The sequence below is a fragment of the Corticicoccus populi genome (assembly GCF_042686195.1).
Lineage (GTDB): Bacteria > Bacillota > Bacilli > Staphylococcales > Salinicoccaceae > Corticicoccus > Corticicoccus populi.
This window is the reverse complement of the sequence record NZ_JBHUOQ010000001.1, coordinates 238,243-256,726: the sequence shown is the minus strand read 5'-3', so window position 1 is coordinate 256,726 and position 18,484 is coordinate 238,243. Positions and strand designations below refer to the sequence as shown.

The window sequence follows — 18,484 nt, the reverse complement described above, 5'->3', positions numbered from 1 at the left end:
TTCCACCTACTTCACTTCGTACCAGTCTTTGCCGTAGCCGTAGTCTACTTTTAACGGCACTTTCAATTCTAGCGCATGTTCCATAATATTTTGAATCACAGGAATAAATGCTTCAATTTCATCTTTCGGCACATCAAATATCAATTCATCGTGAATCTGCAGCAATAGTTCCGCATTAAATTTTTGTGCTGCTTCATCTTCTGCATACTTTACCATTGCGCGCTTAATGATATCCGCGGCGCTCCCCTGAATCGGAGAGTTCATTGCTGTTCGTTCCGCGAAACTTCTGGCGTTGAAATTTCTGCTCTGAATATCAGGAATGTATCTGCGTCTGTTCATCAGCGTCTTAACATAACCGTCACGCTTTGCATCCTGAACGACATCACTCATAAACTGCTTCACTTCCGGGAAAGAGTCAAGATAATTATCTATGAATGCCTTAGCCTCTTTACGCGTAATATGAAGGTTTTGACTGAGTCCATAATCACTGATGCCGTAGACAATTCCGAAATTGACCGCTTTTGCGTTCCGTCTCATCAATGATGTCACTTCATCATGTTCGACACCGAACACTTCCATCGCAGTCTTTGTATGAATATCCGTGTCGCTGCTGAAAGCTTCAGTCATGGTCACATCACCGGTAATTGTCGCCAGAACACGCAGTTCAATCTGTGAATAGTCAAGTGCCAGAAGCACATGGTCATCATCTTTTGAGACAAATGCGCGTCTGATTTTCCTGCCTTCCTCAATCCGGATCGGGATATTTTGAAGGTTCGGCTCTACAGATGATAAACGTCCTGTCTGAGCAAGCGTCTGATTAAAACGGGTATGGATTCTTGAGTCATCACGAATTTCATTCTGCAGGCCGACCACATATGTTGACTGTAGTTTGGATAACGTTCTGTAATCCAGCAGGTACTGTATAATATCATGCTTATTTAAAAGTGCCTCAAGAACATCAACAGCTGTTGAATATCCAGTCTTTGTCTTTTTAATCACCGGGAGGGCAAGTTTCTCAAATAATATCACACCGAGCTGTTTCGGTGAATTAATGTTAAACTCTTCACCCGCGAGCTCATAAATATGAGATTCTATTTCTTTTAAACGCACATCAATATCTTCCTGCATGCTTTTAAGACGTGATACATCCACGGTAATACCTCTGAGTTCCATGTCAGCGAGTACTTTAGACAGAGGCATTTCCAGGTCCTGCCACAATTCAAGCATCTCATCTTTTTCGAGCTTCTCTTTAACGAGCGGCAGTGATTGATGCACCGCCATCACTTTATCATTTAGGAAAGAAATCATTTCTTCTTCCGTCGGTGTTTTTTTATTTCTGCCTTTACCGTATACGAAATCATCACTGTCTATTGAAAAACCGTAATCCTGAACAGTCTCACTGACACCGATAATCTTTTTAGACGGATCCAGTAAGAAGCTTGCGAGCATAATATCACTCGTAAAATCTGTAAACTGAATTCCAAGGTGACTCAGCAGTGCAATCTGACGTTTAATATCATAACTGTTGACAGTGTCACTGTGATTCAGCACCTTTAATAATTCATCAGTGTCCACATCCTCTGTCCTGCTGATAAAAGTTTTACTGCCGTCAGTGACTGCCACATACTCTGGTGCGTTGAATAAATAATTATCCTCATGCACTTCCAGATGCAGTGAAATATTTTTGCCGAGAGCACTTAAATCATCCGTCAGTTCGTCTGTAAATGCTTCTTTTTCCTCTGCCGCTTCAGCATCCACGTTTTCAAGGAGTGAATTAAATTCAAATTCTTTAAAGATCGCATGTTTTTCATTGTTGTCTTTATCAAATTTTAAGCTGTCTAAATCGAAATCAAACGGTACTTCACGATAAATCGTAGCAAGCTCTTTACTCATTAAAGCGGTGTCTTTATTCTCTGTAAGGTTTTCTTTCAGCTTCTTGCCGCCGACCGCATCAATGTTTTCATAGACACCTTCCACTGAGCCGTACGCGTGAAGGAGTTTAAGCGCTGTTTTTTCGCCGACACCCGGCACTCCGGGAATATTATCGGACTTATCACCCATCAATCCTTTAAGATCAATAATCTGCAGCGGTTTTAAGCCGTATACTTCATTTACATGATCCGGAGTATAGACTTCGATATCACTGATTCCTTTTTTAGTAAAGTAAACATCCGTATGCTCACTTGCGAGCTGCGTTAAATCTTTATCACCCGTAATGATGATTGTTTTAAAACCTTCTTCATCACCCATCCGGCTGAGCGTCCCCATAATATCATCCGCTTCGTATTCACTCACTTCATAGCGTTTAATACCGTAGGCATCAATCAATTTCCTGATTGGTGCAAACTGCTCGCCGAGCTCCGGCGGTGTAGACTGTCTGCCGCCTTTATATTCTTTATATGCCTGATGTCTGAAGGTGGATTTTCCTGCATCAAACGCGACTAAAAAGTGTGTCGGTTCTTCATCTTCGATGATTTTTTCAAGTAATCTGGCATAGCCGAATAATGCATTTGTGTGAAGACCGCTTTGATTTGATAACAGAGGCAGTGCGTAAAACGCCCGGAATGCAATACTGTTTCCGTCAATTAATATCAATTTATTCATGAGTCACGCTCCTAAAGTCATTTCAAGTTAATTATACCTAGCATATAATGATAATCCAACAAAAAAAGACGCAGAACAAAGTCTGCGTCAATCTTATTAGTAATGAACCGGTGCGTTCGGTCCGAGCGGTATGCCGATCCACATCCAGACAATCAGCATCAATGACCAGAATATGAAGAAGAATATAGAGTACGGAAGCATGACGGAAATCAGTGTTCCGATTCCGATATTTTTATCATATCTCTGAGCAAATGCAATGATGATTGCGAAATACGTCATTAACGGTGTAATAATGTTGGTTGAAGAATCTGCAACACGGTATGCCATTGTTGTCAGTTCCGGTGAAAAACCGAACTGCATTAAGAGCGGCACAAAAACCGGCGCCATCATCGCCCATTTCGCACTTGCACTCCCGATAAATAAATTAACAAAAGCAACTACCAGCATGAAACCAATTAACAACGGAATACCACTGATATTAACAGCTTCAAGTATTTCTGCACCGTAAACACCAATGATGACACCAAAATTAGATTCTGCAAAGAATGCAACAAACTGTCCTGCTGTAAATGCAAGCACAATAAACATTCCCATTGTTGCCATCGTTTCAGTTAATTGATTCGCGACATCCTTATCATTTTTAATACTCTTCGTAACCAGACCGTATACCAGACCCGGTATAAAGAATAAAATTGTGATAATCGGCACTAATGCATCCATGAATGGTGACTGAATGATTGTATCAAGATAACTGCCGATTTCATCCGCACCACGCATCGGAGAATTTGGCAGTGCAACAAGCAGCGCTGCTAAAATCACACTGACTACAATTGAGATTCCTGCAGCAATGAGACCTTTTTTCTCAATCGGCTGCAGGCCGTTCATGTCTTCATCGTTTACAGTTGGATCATCTGAATCTCCGGCACTGAAACTTCCAAGACGCGGTTCAACTATCTTATCCGATACAAACCAGCCGACAAACGTCAGTAAAAATACACTTGCTGCGATAAAGAACCAGTTCATCGCAATATTCATACCTTCAGCATAGGCAGGGTCAATCATATTGACTGCATCAATTGTTAATCCTGCAAGCATTGCGTCAGTACCGCTTAGCAGCAGATTCGCAGAGAATCCAGCCGAGACCCCGGCAAAAGCTGCTGCCAGACCGGCAAGCGGGTGTCTGCCGAGCGCCAGATAAATCACTGCACCTAAAGGCGGCAGTACAACATATCCTGCATCTGTAGCAATTGAAGACATAATACCTGCAAATACCAGTCCTGCTGTAATTAAATTCTTAGGAATTGACAGGATAAATCCTCTCAAAGCTGCACTGATTAATCCTGAACGTTCGGCAATACCGATACCAAGCATTGTCACCAGTACTACTCCGAGCGGTGCAAAATTGATGAAATTATCAGTCATATTTAAGAAAATATAATTAATACCTTCACTGTTTAATAAATTATTGACTGTTACTGTTCCGCCGTCTTCCCCTGGATGCTCCACTTCAATTTCAAACATTGAAAAAACTGCAGAAGCGATTAATGTAATCCCTGCAAGTAAAGCGAACAATGTGATTGGATGCGGCAGTTTATTACCGAGCCATTCTACAAAATCCAGAAATTTTTGGAAGAGACCATTTTTCTTTCTACCACTTTCCATTTTTAACTTACCTCCCAAAATAAATAAAGCCGTCTGAAATATTCAGACGACTGTTTATTATACGTAGGGTTTATAATTTTCGCAATACTATTTTAAAACCTTCATAACTTTTTCAACGGATTCTTTCGACACTTGAAGTTCAGCTTTTTCCGAGTCTGTTAAATCAAGTTCAACAATTTTCTCGATACCGTTCTCACCTAAAATCGTCGGCACTCCGAGATACACATCATTATAACCATATTCACCGTCAAGAAGTGCAATCGCCGGAAGCAGTCGTTTCTGGTCTTTTAAAATCGCTTCTGCCATCTGTACAAGTGCCGCTGCAGGTGCATAGTATGCAGAACCGTTACCAAGCAGTCCAACAATTTCCGCTCCGCCTTTTCGTGTACGTTCAACAATTCCGGAAATCGTTTCGTCATCGAGAAGTTTATCGAGCGGAACACCACCGACACTTGAATAACGGATTAAAGGAACCATGTCATCACCGTGACCGCCAAGAACGAAACCTTTGACGTCTTTTACAGAAACATTCAGTTCTTCTGCTACAAAAGTACAAAAACGTGCCGTATCGAGGACACCGGACTGTCCGATTACTTTTTCTTTCGGCAGACCTGACTCTTTATAAACGGTATAAGTCATAGCGTCTACAGGGTTTGTCAGTACCAGTATAGTGGTATCCGGAGAATGTTTAACCACTTCCTTCGTCACTGACTGCATCACTTTCTGATTGGTCTGTACCAGATCATCCCTGCTCATTCCCGGCTTTCTTGCGATACCGGCAGTGATAATCACTATATCAGAATCTTTTGTGTCACTGTAATCACTCGTACCTGTCACTTTCGAATCAGTCCCGAGGACAGGCATTGCCTCAAGCATATCAAGTGCCTTCCCCTGTGTCGGTTTTTCCACCTGCGGGATATCTACAAGGACAACATCACCCAGTTCTTTTGAAGCTGCGATAAAAGCAGTCGTCGCACCGGTAAAACCGGCACCGATAACTGATATTTTCTTTCTGGTCAAAAGAATCACTCCTTAAATTATTAATCCATGTTTTTAATCAGTTCATCACCAAACTCAGAACATTTCACTTCAGTTGCACCATCCATTAGACGTGCAAAGTCATATGTTACTACTTTGGATGCAATTGTTTTCTCCATTGACTTAGTAATCAGATCCGCTGCTTCCTGCCATCCGATATGCTCAAGAAGTAATACACCTGATAAAATAACTGATGAAGGATTCACTTTGTCAAGACCGGCATATTTAGGTGCTGTACCATGAGTCGCTTCAAAGATTGCATGTCCTGTTTCATAGTTGATGTTCGCACCCGGTGCAATACCGATTCCGCCGACCTGCGCTGCAAGTGCATCAGAGATATAGTCTCCGTTTAAGTTCATTGTCGCAACAACGCCGAATTCTTTCGGGCGTGTTAAAATCTGCTGCAAGAAGATATCCGCGATTGAATCTTTCACGATGATTTTACCTGCCGCTTCAGCTTCGCTTTGAACTTTATCCGCAGCTTCTCTGCCTTCCTGCTCAACGATTTTATCGTATTCTTTCCATGTAAATACTTTATCGCCGAATTCTCTTTCCGCAAGGTCATAGCCCCATGCTTTAAAGCCGCCTTCTGTAAATTTCATGATATTCCCTTTATGAACCAGTGTAACTGAAGGACGTTTGTGCTCAATCGCATAGTTAATCGCTGCACGCACAAGACGTTCTGTACCTTCTTTTGATACAGGCTTAATACCGATACCGGAAGTTTCAGGGAAACGGATATTTTTGGCACCCATTTCATCCTGAAGGAAGTTAATCACTTTTTTCACTTCTTCAGTACCTTCCTGGAATTCAATACCAGCATAAATATCTTCAGTATTCTCACGGAAGATAACCATATCAGTATCCTCAGGACGTTTTAACGGTGAAGGAACACCATCAAAATATCTTACGGGACGCAGACACGTAAATAAATCCAGCTCCTGGCGAAGTGCCACATTTAATGAACGGATTCCACCACCGATTGGTGTTGTCAAAGGACCTTTAATCGCAAGTAAATATTCATCGATTGTATCAAGTGTTGCCTGCGGCAGCCATTCACCTGTCTGGTCATATGCTTTTTGTCCTGCATATACTTCTTTCCAGTCAATTTTCTTTTCGCCGTTATATGCTTTTTCAACCGCTCCGTCTAATACTCTTTGAGATGCTTTCCAGATGTCAGGACCAATTCCGTCCCCTTCGATAAATGGAATAACCGGATGATTTGGAACTGTAAGTTCACCGTTTTGAGTTTGAATTTTTTCACTTGCCATTTATAAAATACCTCCAAAAATTATTATCAATAGATTATCTGTTTTCAATTGCTTCGTATTTTCTTCCTGTTGCACCGACATATTCAGCTCTTGGACGAATCAGTCTGTTATCTGCATACTGTTCTAAAATGTGCGCTGTCCAGCCTGAAGCACGGCTCATTGCGAAAATTGGTGTGAATAGATCTGAAGAAATTCCAAGTGAATGATAAACAGTTGCACTGTAGAAATCAACATTCGGAAGAAGACCTTTTTCCTTTTCAACGATTTCAGCGATTCTCTTGGAAATCTCAAACAGCTCGCCTTCACCGTTTTCTTCTGTCAGCTTCTTCGACATATGTTTCAAATACTTGGCACGCGGGTCGCCTTCTTTATAAACTCTGTGACCGATACCCATAATCTTTTCTTTGTTGTCAATTTTCTTTTGAATATACGCATCAACCTGATCAAGTGAGCCGACTTCTTTCAGCATGTTCATCACCTGTTCGTTTGCTCCGCCGTGCAGTGGACCTTTTAATGCGCCGATTGCAGCAGTAATGCCTGAGTAAATATCTGATTCAGTTGCCACACACACACGGGCCGTGAATGTAGAAGCATTCAACTCGTGATCTGCCTGCAGTACAAGTACTTTATTCATCGCTTCTTCCTGTACGTCTGTCGGTGTTTCACCATTCAGCATATACAGGAAATTCGCAGCATAGCTCAATCCTTTTTTAGGTTTGATTACTTCCTGATTATTGCGGACACGGGCAAATGATGCCACGAGTGCCGGAAGCTGTGCCTGAATTCTCAATGCCTTCTCTTTCTGGGCAGCATCTGAAGTATTCTCGGCATTCGCATCAAAATGTGCTGTGAATGACAATGCAGTACGCAGTGCAGTCATTGGATGCACAGATTCAATCGGATAATTTTTAAAATGATCGTAAATTCTTTCATCTAAATTCATTAATTCAAATAATTTATCACTGAACTCTTTAAGTTCCTGCTGGTTCGGCAGGCGGTCATTCCATAATAAATAAACAACTTCTTCAAACAATGCATTCTCCGCAAGGTCATCAATTTCATAACCGCAATATGTGAGCTGTGACCCGATAATTGAACTGATACGGGAGTCAGCAACCACAATCCCCTCTAAACCTTTCTTTTGAGACATAAAATATCCTCCTCTGAAATTTCATCACTAAAATATGAATGTTAACTACATTATATCAAATTATGACTTTTTGTGAACAAAAGCAAAACGTTATACTGCAGCATGTAAATATCCACTTTTATACTGTGAAAGCCCTTTAAATAAAGGGTATTCACAGCATAACATACTTCCCGGGTCCGTTATAACAAAGAGTTAATTATCTTATATCATTTCATAAGATAAACTTATTGCTCTGACATACCGTTTGGTTTTTCAATCACATCAAGTGTCCCGACACCGCGGATAGTGCTATTTGACGTTAATTGATAAGTCTCTCCGTCTTCTTCCAGAGTTACATCGAGATTCGATCCATTAAATTGGAAGTCATTATTAAACAGCAGTTCAATCGTCCCTTCCGCTCCGCCTTCCGGAATTTCAGAAATCAGCTCTTCAGGCAGAAGCTCGGCAAACGCCTCATCATTTTCTATTGTTTTTGTCAAAACATAGCCGTCTTCAGTTTCAGAAAATGATGCATCTTTGAATGGTTCCAGACCTGAAACAATATCCCCGTAGGATGAACCTGAAATATCAACGTCTTCTTCCTGGAACTCAAAATCACCATCAATATAAATAAAATGCTCCCCTTCAATAATGTAATGTGAAAATGTATCATCCGGTGTATTCACGTCCACTTTCAGTTCATTTTGGTCGCTGCGTGTCGTAATCAACCGGATTTCCTCTTCGTCATCTCCACTTGAAATTACATAATTGTGCCTCATTTCATAGCTCAATGTATCTCCGTACTGACGGATCGATTCATCTATAATTCCCTCTGCCGTTAAATCAACATCCGTATTCTCACTGCTTTCGTCACTGCCTTCATCGCTTTCGCCGCTTTCTTCTTCAGCCTCGGAATCAGTATTACTTTGATTATCCGTTTCTTCAGCGGGTGTTTCCTCTTCAGTGGTTTCTTCAACCGGCTCATTATTACACGCCGCCAATACCCCGGCTGTTAAAAACATTAGTACTAAGTATCTTTTCATAATATGCACCTCACTCTCATTATACAAATGTAATGAATTCATTTGCAACACTAACCATGCAGAACGCTTCTTGGAAAATACTTCATTTATCAAAAATAAAAAGACTGTGAAATTTCCACAGCCTTCTTAATTTTTATTAACAAATATTATATTACAGCACGTTCGCGTGGCCGTTATAAATAGCTCCCTGCTCTGAATCAATTGTAACAAGCATACCGTCAGTGATTACATCCAGTGCATTCTCAGCACCGACAATAGTCGGAAGACCGATATTCAAACCGACGATTGCACCGTGGCTCGTCAGTCCGCCTTCAACTGTCACAAGACCTGCTGCTTTTTCAAGGCTCTCAGTATATTCAGGCTCTACAGACTGTACAACTACGATTTTGCCTTCAACGTTCTTATCTTTTAAATCTTTTGCAGAATGAACAACCACTGATTCTGCCACTGTACTTCTGCGGCCGATACCCTGTGCTTTAACGAGTACATCGCCCACTACATGAAGCTTCATCAGGTTTGTAGATCCTGATTTACCAGTCGGTACACCTGCTGTAATGATTAATAAGTCTCCATAACCTGCATAACCTTTATCAATAGTTGCAGTCACAGAAGTATTTAACAGATGGTCTGTATTTTTCGTACCGTCAGTCACAATCGGATGTACGCCCCAAACGAGCGCCAGATGTCTTGCAACATGCTCATGCGGTGTCACCGCAATAATATCTGCATGCGGACGGTATTTGGAAATCATTTTACCGGTATGACCGGACTCTGTTGCAGCGATAATCGCCTTACAGTTCAAATTCAATGCTGTGTGGGCAACAGAAACACCAATCGCTGTTACCAGGTTCGGCTGCTGGGTTTTTGTACGCTCGGACAGTAATTTTTTATAATCCTGTGCCGCTTCTGCTGAATTAGCGATTGAAGTCATCGTACGGACAGCTTCGACAGGATAATCACCCGCTGCAGTCTCTCCACTCAGCATTACTGCATCTGTTCCATCATAAATCGCATTCGCAACATCACTTGCTTCTGCACGTGTACATCTCGGGTTCACCTGCATGGAGTCAAGCATCTGTGTTGCTGTAATTACAGGTTTACCTAAATAGTTACATTTCTTAATCAAATCTTTCTGAACCATTGGTACGGATTCAGGCGGGATTTCAACACCAAGATCCCCTCTTGCAACCATTAAACCGTCGGAAACATCAAGGATACTGTCAATGTTGTCGATACCTTCCTGATTTTCGATTTTAGGAATAATGCCGATGTGTCCTGCATTATACTCTTCAAGAAGCTCTCTGATTTCAAGAACATCACTGTTTCTTCTGATGAAACTTGCTGCGATAAAGTCAACGCCTTCACCGATACCGAAAATGATATCTGCACGGTCCTTTTCAGTAATACCAGGAAGTTTTACAGATACACCAGGGACATTGACTCCTTTTTTATTTTTTAAAACGCCGTCATTTAAAACTTTACAGTAGATTTCATTTTTTTCTTTCGAAATACTTGTCACTTCAAGTTCAATTAAACCGTCATCCAGTAAAATACGGTTGCCGGCATCCACATCATCAATCAACTCCTGATATGTGATAGAGAATTTTTCAGCAGTACCTTCCACTTCGTCCATGGATACAATAATGTCAGTACCTTTTGACAGTTCGACAGCACCGCCTGTCATATTGTGTGTTCTGATTTCGGGACCTTTTGTATCAAGCAGAATACCGATATTTTTATCAAGTTTCTCTGCTACTTTACGGATATTATCAATCCGTCCTTTATGCTCTTCATGATCCCCGTGTGAGAAGTTCAGACGGGCAACATTCATACCCTCTATCATTAACTGCTCTAATTTTTCCGGTGCTTCAGACGCAGGACCGATTGTACAAACGATTTTTGTATTTCGCATTCTAATTTTCCTCCTAAATTGATAACTCTTTTGACAACTGATATAGCTTTTCATTAATCACATGCTCTTTTTGGAACACTTCATCAAAACTCGTTTTTGACATTTCATTTTTCTCAAGACCGACTGCGTACCCTGAAATATTATCTTTCAATAAGTCCACCGCATAAGCACCTAATCTTGATGCCAGTACACGGTCCGATCCTGTCGGCTTACCACCGCGCTGCATATGTCCGAGTACACTTTCTCTTGTATCCACATTGATGTATTTGCGCAGCTCATCGCCGCATTCCGCCGCACTCATCACACCTTCAGCAACAATAATAATTGAGTGTTTCTTACCACGGCTCATACCTGCCTCGATACGTTCAGCAACAGCTTTAATGTCTGTCTTTGATTCAGGAATTAAGATGGTTTCAGCACCACCGGCAACCCCGGCCCAAAGTGCCAGATCACCCGCATCACGCCCCATCACTTCAATGATGAATGTCCGTTCATGGCTGGTTGCTGTGTCGCGGATTCTATCGACCGCATCAATAATTGTATTTAATGCTGTATCAAAACCGATTGTATAGTCTGTTCCGTTAATATCATTATCTATCGTTCCCGGAACACCGATGGTATTAATGCCCTCTTCATTTAAACGCTGGGCACCGCGGTAACTGCCGTCGCCGCCGATAACCACTAAAGAATCGATACCGCGTTTTTTTAAGTTTTCAATCCCTTTTTGACGTACTTCCGGTGTCTTAAATTCAGGACAGCGGGCCGAATACAACTTTGTCCCGCCGCGCTGGATGATATCACCGACATCACCAAGTTCAAGCTGTTTAATATTATCATTGATTAATCCTTGATACCCTTGAAACACACCATATACTTCAAAGCCTTCAAATATGCTTTTTCTAACGACTGAGCGTATGGCAGCATTCATTCCAGGTGCGTCTCCACCGCTAGTTAATACTGCAATTTTCTTCATGAGTGACCTCCGTATCAATTTCTATACCTTTAAAATAGCATAACTCGGCATTTCATTCCATAATCAGCCATTACGAAAACGTTTTACCGTGAAAAAAGAACAGTCATATTACGACTGCTCTTCATATTTTCCGATAGACATATATTTCTGATAGCGGTCTTCCACAAGCTCATCTTTTGAAAGCTTCAATAATTCTGTCAAATTATCATTTAACGTTTCATCCAGACTTTTAAAAACAAACGCCTTATCATGATGTGCACCGCCGTAAGGCTCTTTAATCACACTGTCAGCGACACCGAGTTCCTTCAAATCATTGGCTGTAATCTTTAATGATTCCGCCGCAATCTCTTTTAAAGATGCATCTTTAAATAAAATACTCGCAGCACCTTCCGGTGAAATGACTGAATACGTTGCATTTTCAAGCATTAATAAACGGTTGCAGACGCCGAGTGCCAGTGCACCTCCGGAACCGCCCTCACCGATGACAATACTGATAACAGGTACTTTCAATCCCGCCATCTCAACTAAATTCCTTGCGATAGATTCACTCTGCCCGCGTTCTTCTGCCGCTTTACCCGGATATGCACCTTTAGTATCGATAAAGCAGATAATTGGACGGTTGAATTTGTCCGCCTGTTTCATTAGACGAAGTGCTTTTCTGTAGCCGTCAGGATGTGCCATACCGAAATTTCTTTCAATATTATCTTTTGTATCACGGCCGCGCTGATGGCCGATTACAGTAACAGGTGTTCCTTTATATGTAGCAATTCCACCAATCACTGCCTTATCATCACTGTATACACGGTCTCCGAAAAATTCCACAAAATCATCAAATAAAGCTTCTATAAATTCAATCGTCGTCGGCCGTTTGATAAAACGTGCGATTTCTACACGCTGCCACGGTGTCAGATTCGAATAAATTTCTTTCCGCTTATCTTCCAGCTTATTTTCAAGAAAACTGATTTCTTTTGCCAGATCCAGCTTATTTTTAGATGCATACTTTTCAAGCTCTTTTATTTTTTCTTCCAGCTCTCTGAGGGGCTTCTCAAAATCAAAATTCATTATTTCACCTCACTGTGCATCTTAAGAATTTTACCGAGATATTCTTTCATTTCCAAGCGGTTAATCACACGGTCCAGCTGTCCGTGTTTTTCCAGAAACTCAGCTGTCTGGAAATCATCAGGAAGCTTTTCTTTAATCGTTTCCTCGATGACACGACGTCCGGCAAAGCCGATCATCGCTCCTGTTTCCGCCAGGTTAATATCACCGACGGATGCAAAACTTGCAGATACACCGCCTGTTGTCGGATTTGTCATATAGGCAACATATAAAAGTCCCGCCTGATTATGACGCTCAATCGCAACACTGACTTTTGCCATCTGCATTAAAGAAACGATACCTTCCTGCATCCGTGCACCGCCGCTTGCTGTGAATACAATCACAGGCAGTTTGTTCTCCACAGCATGTTCAAATGCCCGCGCAAGCTTCTCGCCGACGGCACTGCCCATACTGCCCATTCTAAAACGCGGATCCATAATCGCAACGACGACTCCTGTTCCATCAATCGTTCCCTCGTGTACGATAACCGCCTCATTGAGTCCGGTTTTCTCTTTATCTTTTTCGATTTTTTCTTCATAGTTTGGAAAATCCAAAGGATTTCCTGAAGTCACATTTTCGAATAAAGGGATACTTGAACCGTCATCAAGCAGAGCTTCCATCCGCTCTGTACTTGAAATCGGCAGATGATGTCCACAGTTTGAGCATACATTCAGCCGTTTATACAATTCTTTCGAATATAGTATTTTTTTACAGCTTGGACACTTGGTCATTATGGTTTCAGTTTTTTCAAACACACCGTCAGTATCACTTTTTTCATTTCTTTTTTTATTGAGTTTGAAGAATAAATCCTTCAGCATATTTGATTCCATATATTACTCCTTAATACAAGATATTCTATAACTCTCCAGTATATTTATCGACAAGAGTGTAAATTTTCTTCATGATGTCATTGTCATAATCCATGACCGATTTCTGCTTAGAGGAAGTTTGTTCCTGCACATAATTTTCCATCATTAATTTTATCTCTACTAAATCTTCCCGCTGTTCATCAGTACGTATTAAATACTTGGCTATTAACTGAAAGAGTTGATGATTATCTATGTTTGCGAGATATGTGCCTTCGCCGCGTCTCACGTATATGATGCCGAGGAACTCAAGCGCCCGCAGCGCCTCTCTCACACTTTGACGGCTCACACCCAATTCTTCTTTTAAAAAACGTTCACTGGGTAACTTGTCACCAATTTCAAGTCCCTGCTCAATGATGAGATGATGAATCTCTTCAACAATTGCTTCCAGGCCTTTTTTCTCTGTCATATCCGCCCCTGACTACAAAGTAAGTTCCAGTGTTTTTTTGTACACATCTTCAGGATCTACTTTAATTCTGCTGACACCGGAATCCATTGCCGCTTTCGCAACAGCTCTCGCTACCTGTGGTGCAACTTCTTTATTAAAAGGATCCGGGATAACATAGTCTGCAGTCAATTCAGATTCAGGGATTAAGTCGGCAATCGCTTTAACTGCAGCCTTCTTCATATCACTGTTAATGTGTGTCGCACGTACATCAAGTGCACCTCGGAAAATACCCGGGAATGCAAGTACGTTGTTAATCTGATTCGGGAAGTCGCTTCGCCCTGTACCGATAACACTCGCACCCGCTGCCTTCGCAAGTTCAGGCATAATTTCAGGTGTCGGGTTTGCCATTGCGAAAATAATAGGATCATCATTCATCGACTTAACCATTTCTTCAGTCAAAGCACCCGCAACAGAAACGCCGATAAATACGTCCGTTCCTTCAATCACATCTTTCAACTCACCTTGTTTTTGATGTCTGTTTGTATATTTACTGATTTCTTCTTTAACCGGATTCATACCGTTCGGACGCCCGTCATAAATCGCACCGCGGGAATCACACATAATCATATCGCGTACACCGAAACTGTGAAGCAGCTTCACAATTGCGACACCGGCAGCACCTGCACCGTTTAAAACGACTCTGATTTGATTCATCTGGCGGTTTGTCAGCTTCAAAGCATTGAGTAAACCACTTAACGTTACAATCGCTGTACCATGCTGGTCATCATGGAATACAGGAATGTCAGTTTCTTTTTTTAATCTTTCTTCAATTTCGAAACATCTCGGTGCAGAGATATCTTCAAGATTAATTCCACCGAAGACAGGTGTCATCAACTTAACAGTATTAACAATCTCATCAACGTCATTCGTCTCAAGTGCGATCGGGAATGAATCGACACCTGCGAAATTTTTAAATAACACACTTTTCCCTTCCATTACCGGCAGGCTCGCTTTAGCACCGATATTTCCAAGGCCGAGTACTGCAGAGCCGTCTGTAACGACACCGACAGTGTTTGATTTAATTGTATAGTCAAATAAAGTTCTTTCATCTTCATATATTTCTTTGCACGGCTCAGCAACTCCCGGTGAGTACGCCAGGCTCAGTGCCTCTTTATCTTTAATTTCTACTTTTGAACTGACAGCAAGTTTACCTTTGTTTTGTTTATGCATGTGAAGTGCATCATCTCTTAAGGACATTCTATCTTTCCTTTCATGTTAAGTGGTCGAACCACCTTCAATATTAACAAATTCGCTATTCCAATACAATTATTTTCGCATTAAACGTATGTCCTCCGGATCGAATTGATTGACAATCTTATCAATTCTCTCTTCAGGAATATAACCGACAATCCCTTTTGTTGAAAAATCAACGACCGGAATACCTTTACTCCCAAGTATTTCAAAATAATCATACCGGTCTTTATTTCTGATAAAAATTCTTTTCACCTGAGATTTATAGTGTACTTTAAATTCTTCAATTGTCCAAATTTCATTGATGACAAGCTGTGCTTTACCGTTACGCTCTTCAAATTTACCGCTGACAACGATAATATCCTCATCAAGCTTCCTGCTGCGGCTGAAATATGTGTTCGGAAATACCACGCCGTCGATTTCGAAACTGCCGTCTGTCAGTGTGACAAAGGCCATATTCTGACCATTTTTCGTCTTGATGACACGTTTACTTTCAACGTTGACTAAAAAACTGCCGTAGGACTGCTTTCCGGACAGGCTGTCAAAAGCGATATACTGAAGATCTTTCTGAATAATTTTAATCGGATGCTCTGAGATATAAAAGCCGAGCGCTTCCTTCTCTCCTTCAATACGTTCAATATCCGTCATTTCCTCCATGTCCTCATATTCCTTTTTCGGACTGAAGCCGAGCGAACTTAAAAAAGAATCATAGTTAAAATCTTCTGTACCGATATCACTTAAATTCGTCAGAGAGGCAAGCATCGTTGCCCGGTTTTCCTTAAATTCATCAAGCGCACCGGAATATATTAAATTCTCAAGTACAGAGTCGCTCAGTTTAACACCGGATACCCGCGTTTTTAAATCATAAATATCCGTGTAGCGCCCGTTTTCCTTCCGTTCATTATGGACCGCTTCTGCAATTTTATAAGTAACACCTTTAATCATTGAAAGTCCGAGAACAACGCCCCGGCGCTTCCGGTCTTCTTTATTTGAAAAGCCTGATGTGTTGATTTCCGGCGGGAAAATGGAAACATTCATCTTCGTCATTTCATCAATTAACTGATGAATTTTGTCATCATTTCCCTGATGGTGCATTAAAATCACTGCATAAAATATTTCTGGATATTTTGTTTTAATGTATGCGAGATTGTAAGCAATCTGACTGTATGCGACCGCATGACTTTTTACAAAACCATAGTCTGCAAATTCAAGAATCAGGTCATAGATATGACGGCTTAGTTCTTCAGAGTAATTTTTATTTACAGCACCTTCCAAAAATCGCTTCTCTTCTTTTAATAAAGCCTTCCGGTCCTTCTTACTCATCGCGCGCCTTAGAATATCCGCATCCGCATACGAGTAGCCGGCAATTTTACTCGCAATCAGCATAATCTGCTCCTGATACACAATGACACCGTTAGTCTCCCTTAAAATGTCTTCAAGATCCGGGTGTGGAAAAGTAATCGTTGAAGGATCATGCTGCCCACGGACAAAATTCGGTATTTCCTTCATCGGCCCCGGCCGGTATAAAGCAATGACAGCTGCGAGATCCAGGAACTTATCAGGGACCACCTGCTGGATGACTTTCCGTATGCCGTCCGATTCCAGCTGAAAGACACCGAGCGTCAGTCCTTTTGACAACACTTTATACACATTTTCATCATCATTCGGAATATGGTTGATATCAAAATCTGAATCATATTTTATAATCCGATTCATCATATAACGGATTAATGATAAATTTCTGAGCCCGAGGACATCTATTTTCAAAAGTCCCGCAGCCTCCACCTCAGTCATCGGCCACTGGCTCAGCGTATGACCTTCTGAAAACATCACCGGAATGGTCTCAGTCAGTTTTTCCTCACTGAGCAGTACACCTGCTGCATGCGTTGAAGTATGACGCGGAAGCCCCTCTATTCTAAGGCAGATATCTTCATATATCCTGTACTTGGAATCATGTGCCTTTAAACGCTCAAACTGTTCTGAATGCGTCAATGCTTCCAAAGAAACATTCGGGCCGTTCGGAATCAGATTCGAAATCATTTTCAGTTCTTCTTCTGTAAAATTCAATACACGGCCGACATCACGTGCTGCCATCTTGGCACTGAGCGTCCCGTATGTGACTATATTTGAAACGTTCATACCGCCGTATTTATCGATTAAATACTGTACGACCTGTTCACGCTTTGTATCCTCGAAATCGATATCAATATCCGGCATCGTCACACGCTCCGGGTTTAAAAACCGCTCAAAAAGCAGGTTGTATTCTAAAGGATCAATTTCAGTAATATTCAACAGATACGATACCAGGCTCGCACTTGAAGATCCCCGTCCCGGTCCGACATATATATCATTATTTTTAGCGTAATTCACTGTATCACTGACAATCAGAAAATAATCCGAATATCCCATTTCCTTAATGGTCTCAAATTCATATTTCAGTCTGTCCGCATACATTTTTGAACCGTCCGTCTTTTTACTGAGCCGTTCGGTCAGCTGCTTCCATAGAAAATCATCCGAATTTTGATTCTCCTCATGCGGGAAATGCGGGAGCGTCACCCGGCTTTTCGGCAGAGGCACATTACACTTACTGACAATTTCTTCATTTACGTTCAGTAAATCCTCAGCCGCTTCCACATTGTTTCTTAAAATCACATAGTCCGGTCCTTCAATATCCACGAGCCCATTGGTACTGAGTCTTTCATTATCACGGATTGCATGGAGCGCCTTCACCGCCTTCAAGTCACCCGGCTCCATATAAGACGCCTCATGCAGGAACATCCGCTTGTATGTACTGTGAAAATCATGGGATGTATACTTATCTTCATCATTGATATGTACCATTCCGTCCAGTATATTCGCACCATCAACGGTCTTTGCGACCACAATACAGTGCGAAAGTTCTCTCAGGAAGAAGTCCTTCGGCGTATGTTCCAAAGACCGGTAGCTGAGCATCGCGGAAAGTCTGACCAGTGACTTATAACCGGTTTCATCTTTGGCATAAAGCACAAAGGGCATATGAACAAGCCCGTCATCGACAAGAATTTCCATCCCGATGACAGGCTTTACATTATATTTTTTTGCCGTTTGAAGCAGTTGAAATGCAGCGTGCATCCGGTTAAAATCTGTGACCGCAACAGCTTCCTGTTTATCCGCACTGATTTTTTTTAAGAGTGAATCAATTTTAATATTACTCGATAAAAAATCATAACATGAATGCACATTTAAATTGATCACCTGAATCGCCTCCGC

At 41.5% G+C, this 18,484-nt stretch carries 13 protein-coding genes; all 13 read right to left on the bottom strand.

What is annotated here, in order from left to right; translation table 11 throughout:
• Window positions 1–6: 6 nt before the first annotated feature.
• The 13 genes from polA to ACFSX4_RS01345 all read right to left on the bottom strand — a co-directional run bounded on the left by polA (window position 7) and on the right by ACFSX4_RS01345 (window position 18,469).
• Window positions 7–2,604: a DNA polymerase I gene (gene polA / locus ACFSX4_RS01405; protein ID WP_377770806.1), complete on the bottom strand. Its 2,598-nt coding sequence runs from the start codon at window positions 2,602–2,604 to the stop codon at window positions 7–9.
• Window positions 2,605–2,700: 96 nt separating this feature from the next.
• On the bottom strand, window positions 2,701–4,266 hold the full coding sequence (locus ACFSX4_RS01400; protein WP_377770804.1) for an AbgT family transporter: 1,566 nt from the start codon (window positions 4,264–4,266) through the stop codon (window positions 2,701–2,703).
• 87 nt (window positions 4,267–4,353) lie between these two features.
• A complete protein-coding gene (mdh, locus tag ACFSX4_RS01395; RefSeq protein WP_377773407.1) occupies window positions 4,354–5,292 on the bottom strand; it encodes a malate dehydrogenase in 939 nt (312 codons plus the stop codon).
• Between the two features lie 14 nt (window positions 5,293–5,306).
• The gene (gene icd, locus ACFSX4_RS01390; protein WP_377770802.1) at window positions 5,307–6,575 is read right to left on the bottom strand and encodes an NADP-dependent isocitrate dehydrogenase; all 1,269 of its coding nucleotides are present in this window, start codon (window positions 6,573–6,575) and stop codon (window positions 5,307–5,309) included.
• A 34-nt stretch (window positions 6,576–6,609) separates the two neighbouring features.
• Complete coding sequence (locus ACFSX4_RS01385) at window positions 6,610–7,725, bottom strand: citrate synthase (protein WP_377770800.1); 1,116 nt, start codon at window positions 7,723–7,725, stop codon at window positions 6,610–6,612.
• A 224-nt stretch (window positions 7,726–7,949) separates the two neighbouring features.
• On the bottom strand, window positions 7,950–8,747 hold the full coding sequence (locus ACFSX4_RS01380) for a hypothetical protein (RefSeq protein WP_377770798.1): 798 nt from the start codon (window positions 8,745–8,747) through the stop codon (window positions 7,950–7,952).
• 151 nt (window positions 8,748–8,898) lie between these two features.
• Window positions 8,899–10,659, bottom strand: a complete 1,761-nt coding sequence (gene pyk / locus ACFSX4_RS01375) for a pyruvate kinase (RefSeq protein WP_377770796.1) — start codon at window positions 10,657–10,659, stop codon at window positions 8,899–8,901.
• Window positions 10,660–10,672: 13 nt separating this feature from the next.
• Window positions 10,673–11,632, bottom strand: coding sequence for a 6-phosphofructokinase (gene pfkA, locus ACFSX4_RS01370; RefSeq protein WP_377770794.1), 960 nt, complete (start codon window positions 11,630–11,632; stop codon window positions 10,673–10,675).
• Window positions 11,633–11,740: 108 nt separating this feature from the next.
• Window positions 11,741–12,694, bottom strand: a complete 954-nt coding sequence (locus tag ACFSX4_RS01365; RefSeq protein WP_377770792.1) for an acetyl-CoA carboxylase carboxyltransferase subunit alpha — start codon at window positions 12,692–12,694, stop codon at window positions 11,741–11,743.
• The gene (gene accD / locus ACFSX4_RS01360) at window positions 12,694–13,548 is read right to left on the bottom strand and encodes an acetyl-CoA carboxylase, carboxyltransferase subunit beta (RefSeq protein WP_377773405.1); all 855 of its coding nucleotides are present in this window, start codon (window positions 13,546–13,548) and stop codon (window positions 12,694–12,696) included. Before accD ends, ACFSX4_RS01365 begins: the two co-directional genes overlap by 1 nt.
• 37 nt (window positions 13,549–13,585) lie before the next feature.
• Entirely contained in the window at window positions 13,586–14,005 is a 420-nt protein-coding gene (locus ACFSX4_RS01355; RefSeq protein ID WP_377770790.1) for a FadR/GntR family transcriptional regulator, read from the bottom strand.
• Window positions 14,006–14,017: 12 nt separating this feature from the next.
• Window positions 14,018–15,241, bottom strand: coding sequence for an NAD(P)-dependent malic enzyme (locus ACFSX4_RS01350; RefSeq protein WP_377770788.1), 1,224 nt, complete (start codon window positions 15,239–15,241; stop codon window positions 14,018–14,020).
• A 69-nt stretch (window positions 15,242–15,310) separates the two neighbouring features.
• Window positions 15,311–18,469 (bottom strand): DNA polymerase III subunit alpha, encoded by a 3,159-nt coding sequence (locus tag ACFSX4_RS01345; protein WP_377770786.1) that lies wholly within the window; start codon window positions 18,467–18,469, stop codon window positions 15,311–15,313.
• Window positions 18,470–18,484 lie beyond the last annotated feature (15 nt).

Bases quoted from the DNA above. Each gene is read 5' to 3' on its own strand.
- polA (WP_377770806.1), bottom strand. From the start codon at position 2,604: ATGAATAAATTGATATTAATTGACGGAAACAGTATTGCATTCCGGGCG.
- ACFSX4_RS01400 (WP_377770804.1), bottom strand. From the start codon at position 4,266: ATGGAAAGTGGTAGAAAGAAAAATGGTCTCTTCCAAAAATTTCTGGAT.
- icd (WP_377770802.1), bottom strand. From the start codon at position 6,575: ATGGCAAGTGAAAAAATTCAAACTCAAAACGGTGAACTTACAGTTCCA.
- ACFSX4_RS01385 (WP_377770800.1), bottom strand. From the start codon at position 7,725: ATGTCTCAAAAGAAAGGTTTAGAGGGGATTGTGGTTGCTGACTCCCGT.
- ACFSX4_RS01380 (WP_377770798.1), bottom strand. From the start codon at position 8,747: ATGAAAAGATACTTAGTACTAATGTTTTTAACAGCCGGGGTATTGGCG.
- pyk (WP_377770796.1), bottom strand. From the start codon at position 10,659: ATGCGAAATACAAAAATCGTTTGTACAATCGGTCCTGCGTCTGAAGCA.
- pfkA (WP_377770794.1), bottom strand. From the start codon at position 11,632: ATGAAGAAAATTGCAGTATTAACTAGCGGTGGAGACGCACCTGGAATG.
- ACFSX4_RS01365 (WP_377770792.1), bottom strand. From the start codon at position 12,694: ATGAATTTTGATTTTGAGAAGCCCCTCAGAGAGCTGGAAGAAAAAATA.
- accD (WP_377773405.1), bottom strand. From the start codon at position 13,548: ATGCTGAAGGATTTATTCTTCAAACTCAATAAAAAAAGAAATGAAAAA.
- ACFSX4_RS01355 (WP_377770790.1), bottom strand. From the start codon at position 14,005: ATGACAGAGAAAAAAGGCCTGGAAGCAATTGTTGAAGAGATTCATCAT.
- ACFSX4_RS01350 (WP_377770788.1), bottom strand. From the start codon at position 15,241: ATGTCCTTAAGAGATGATGCACTTCACATGCATAAACAAAACAAAGGT.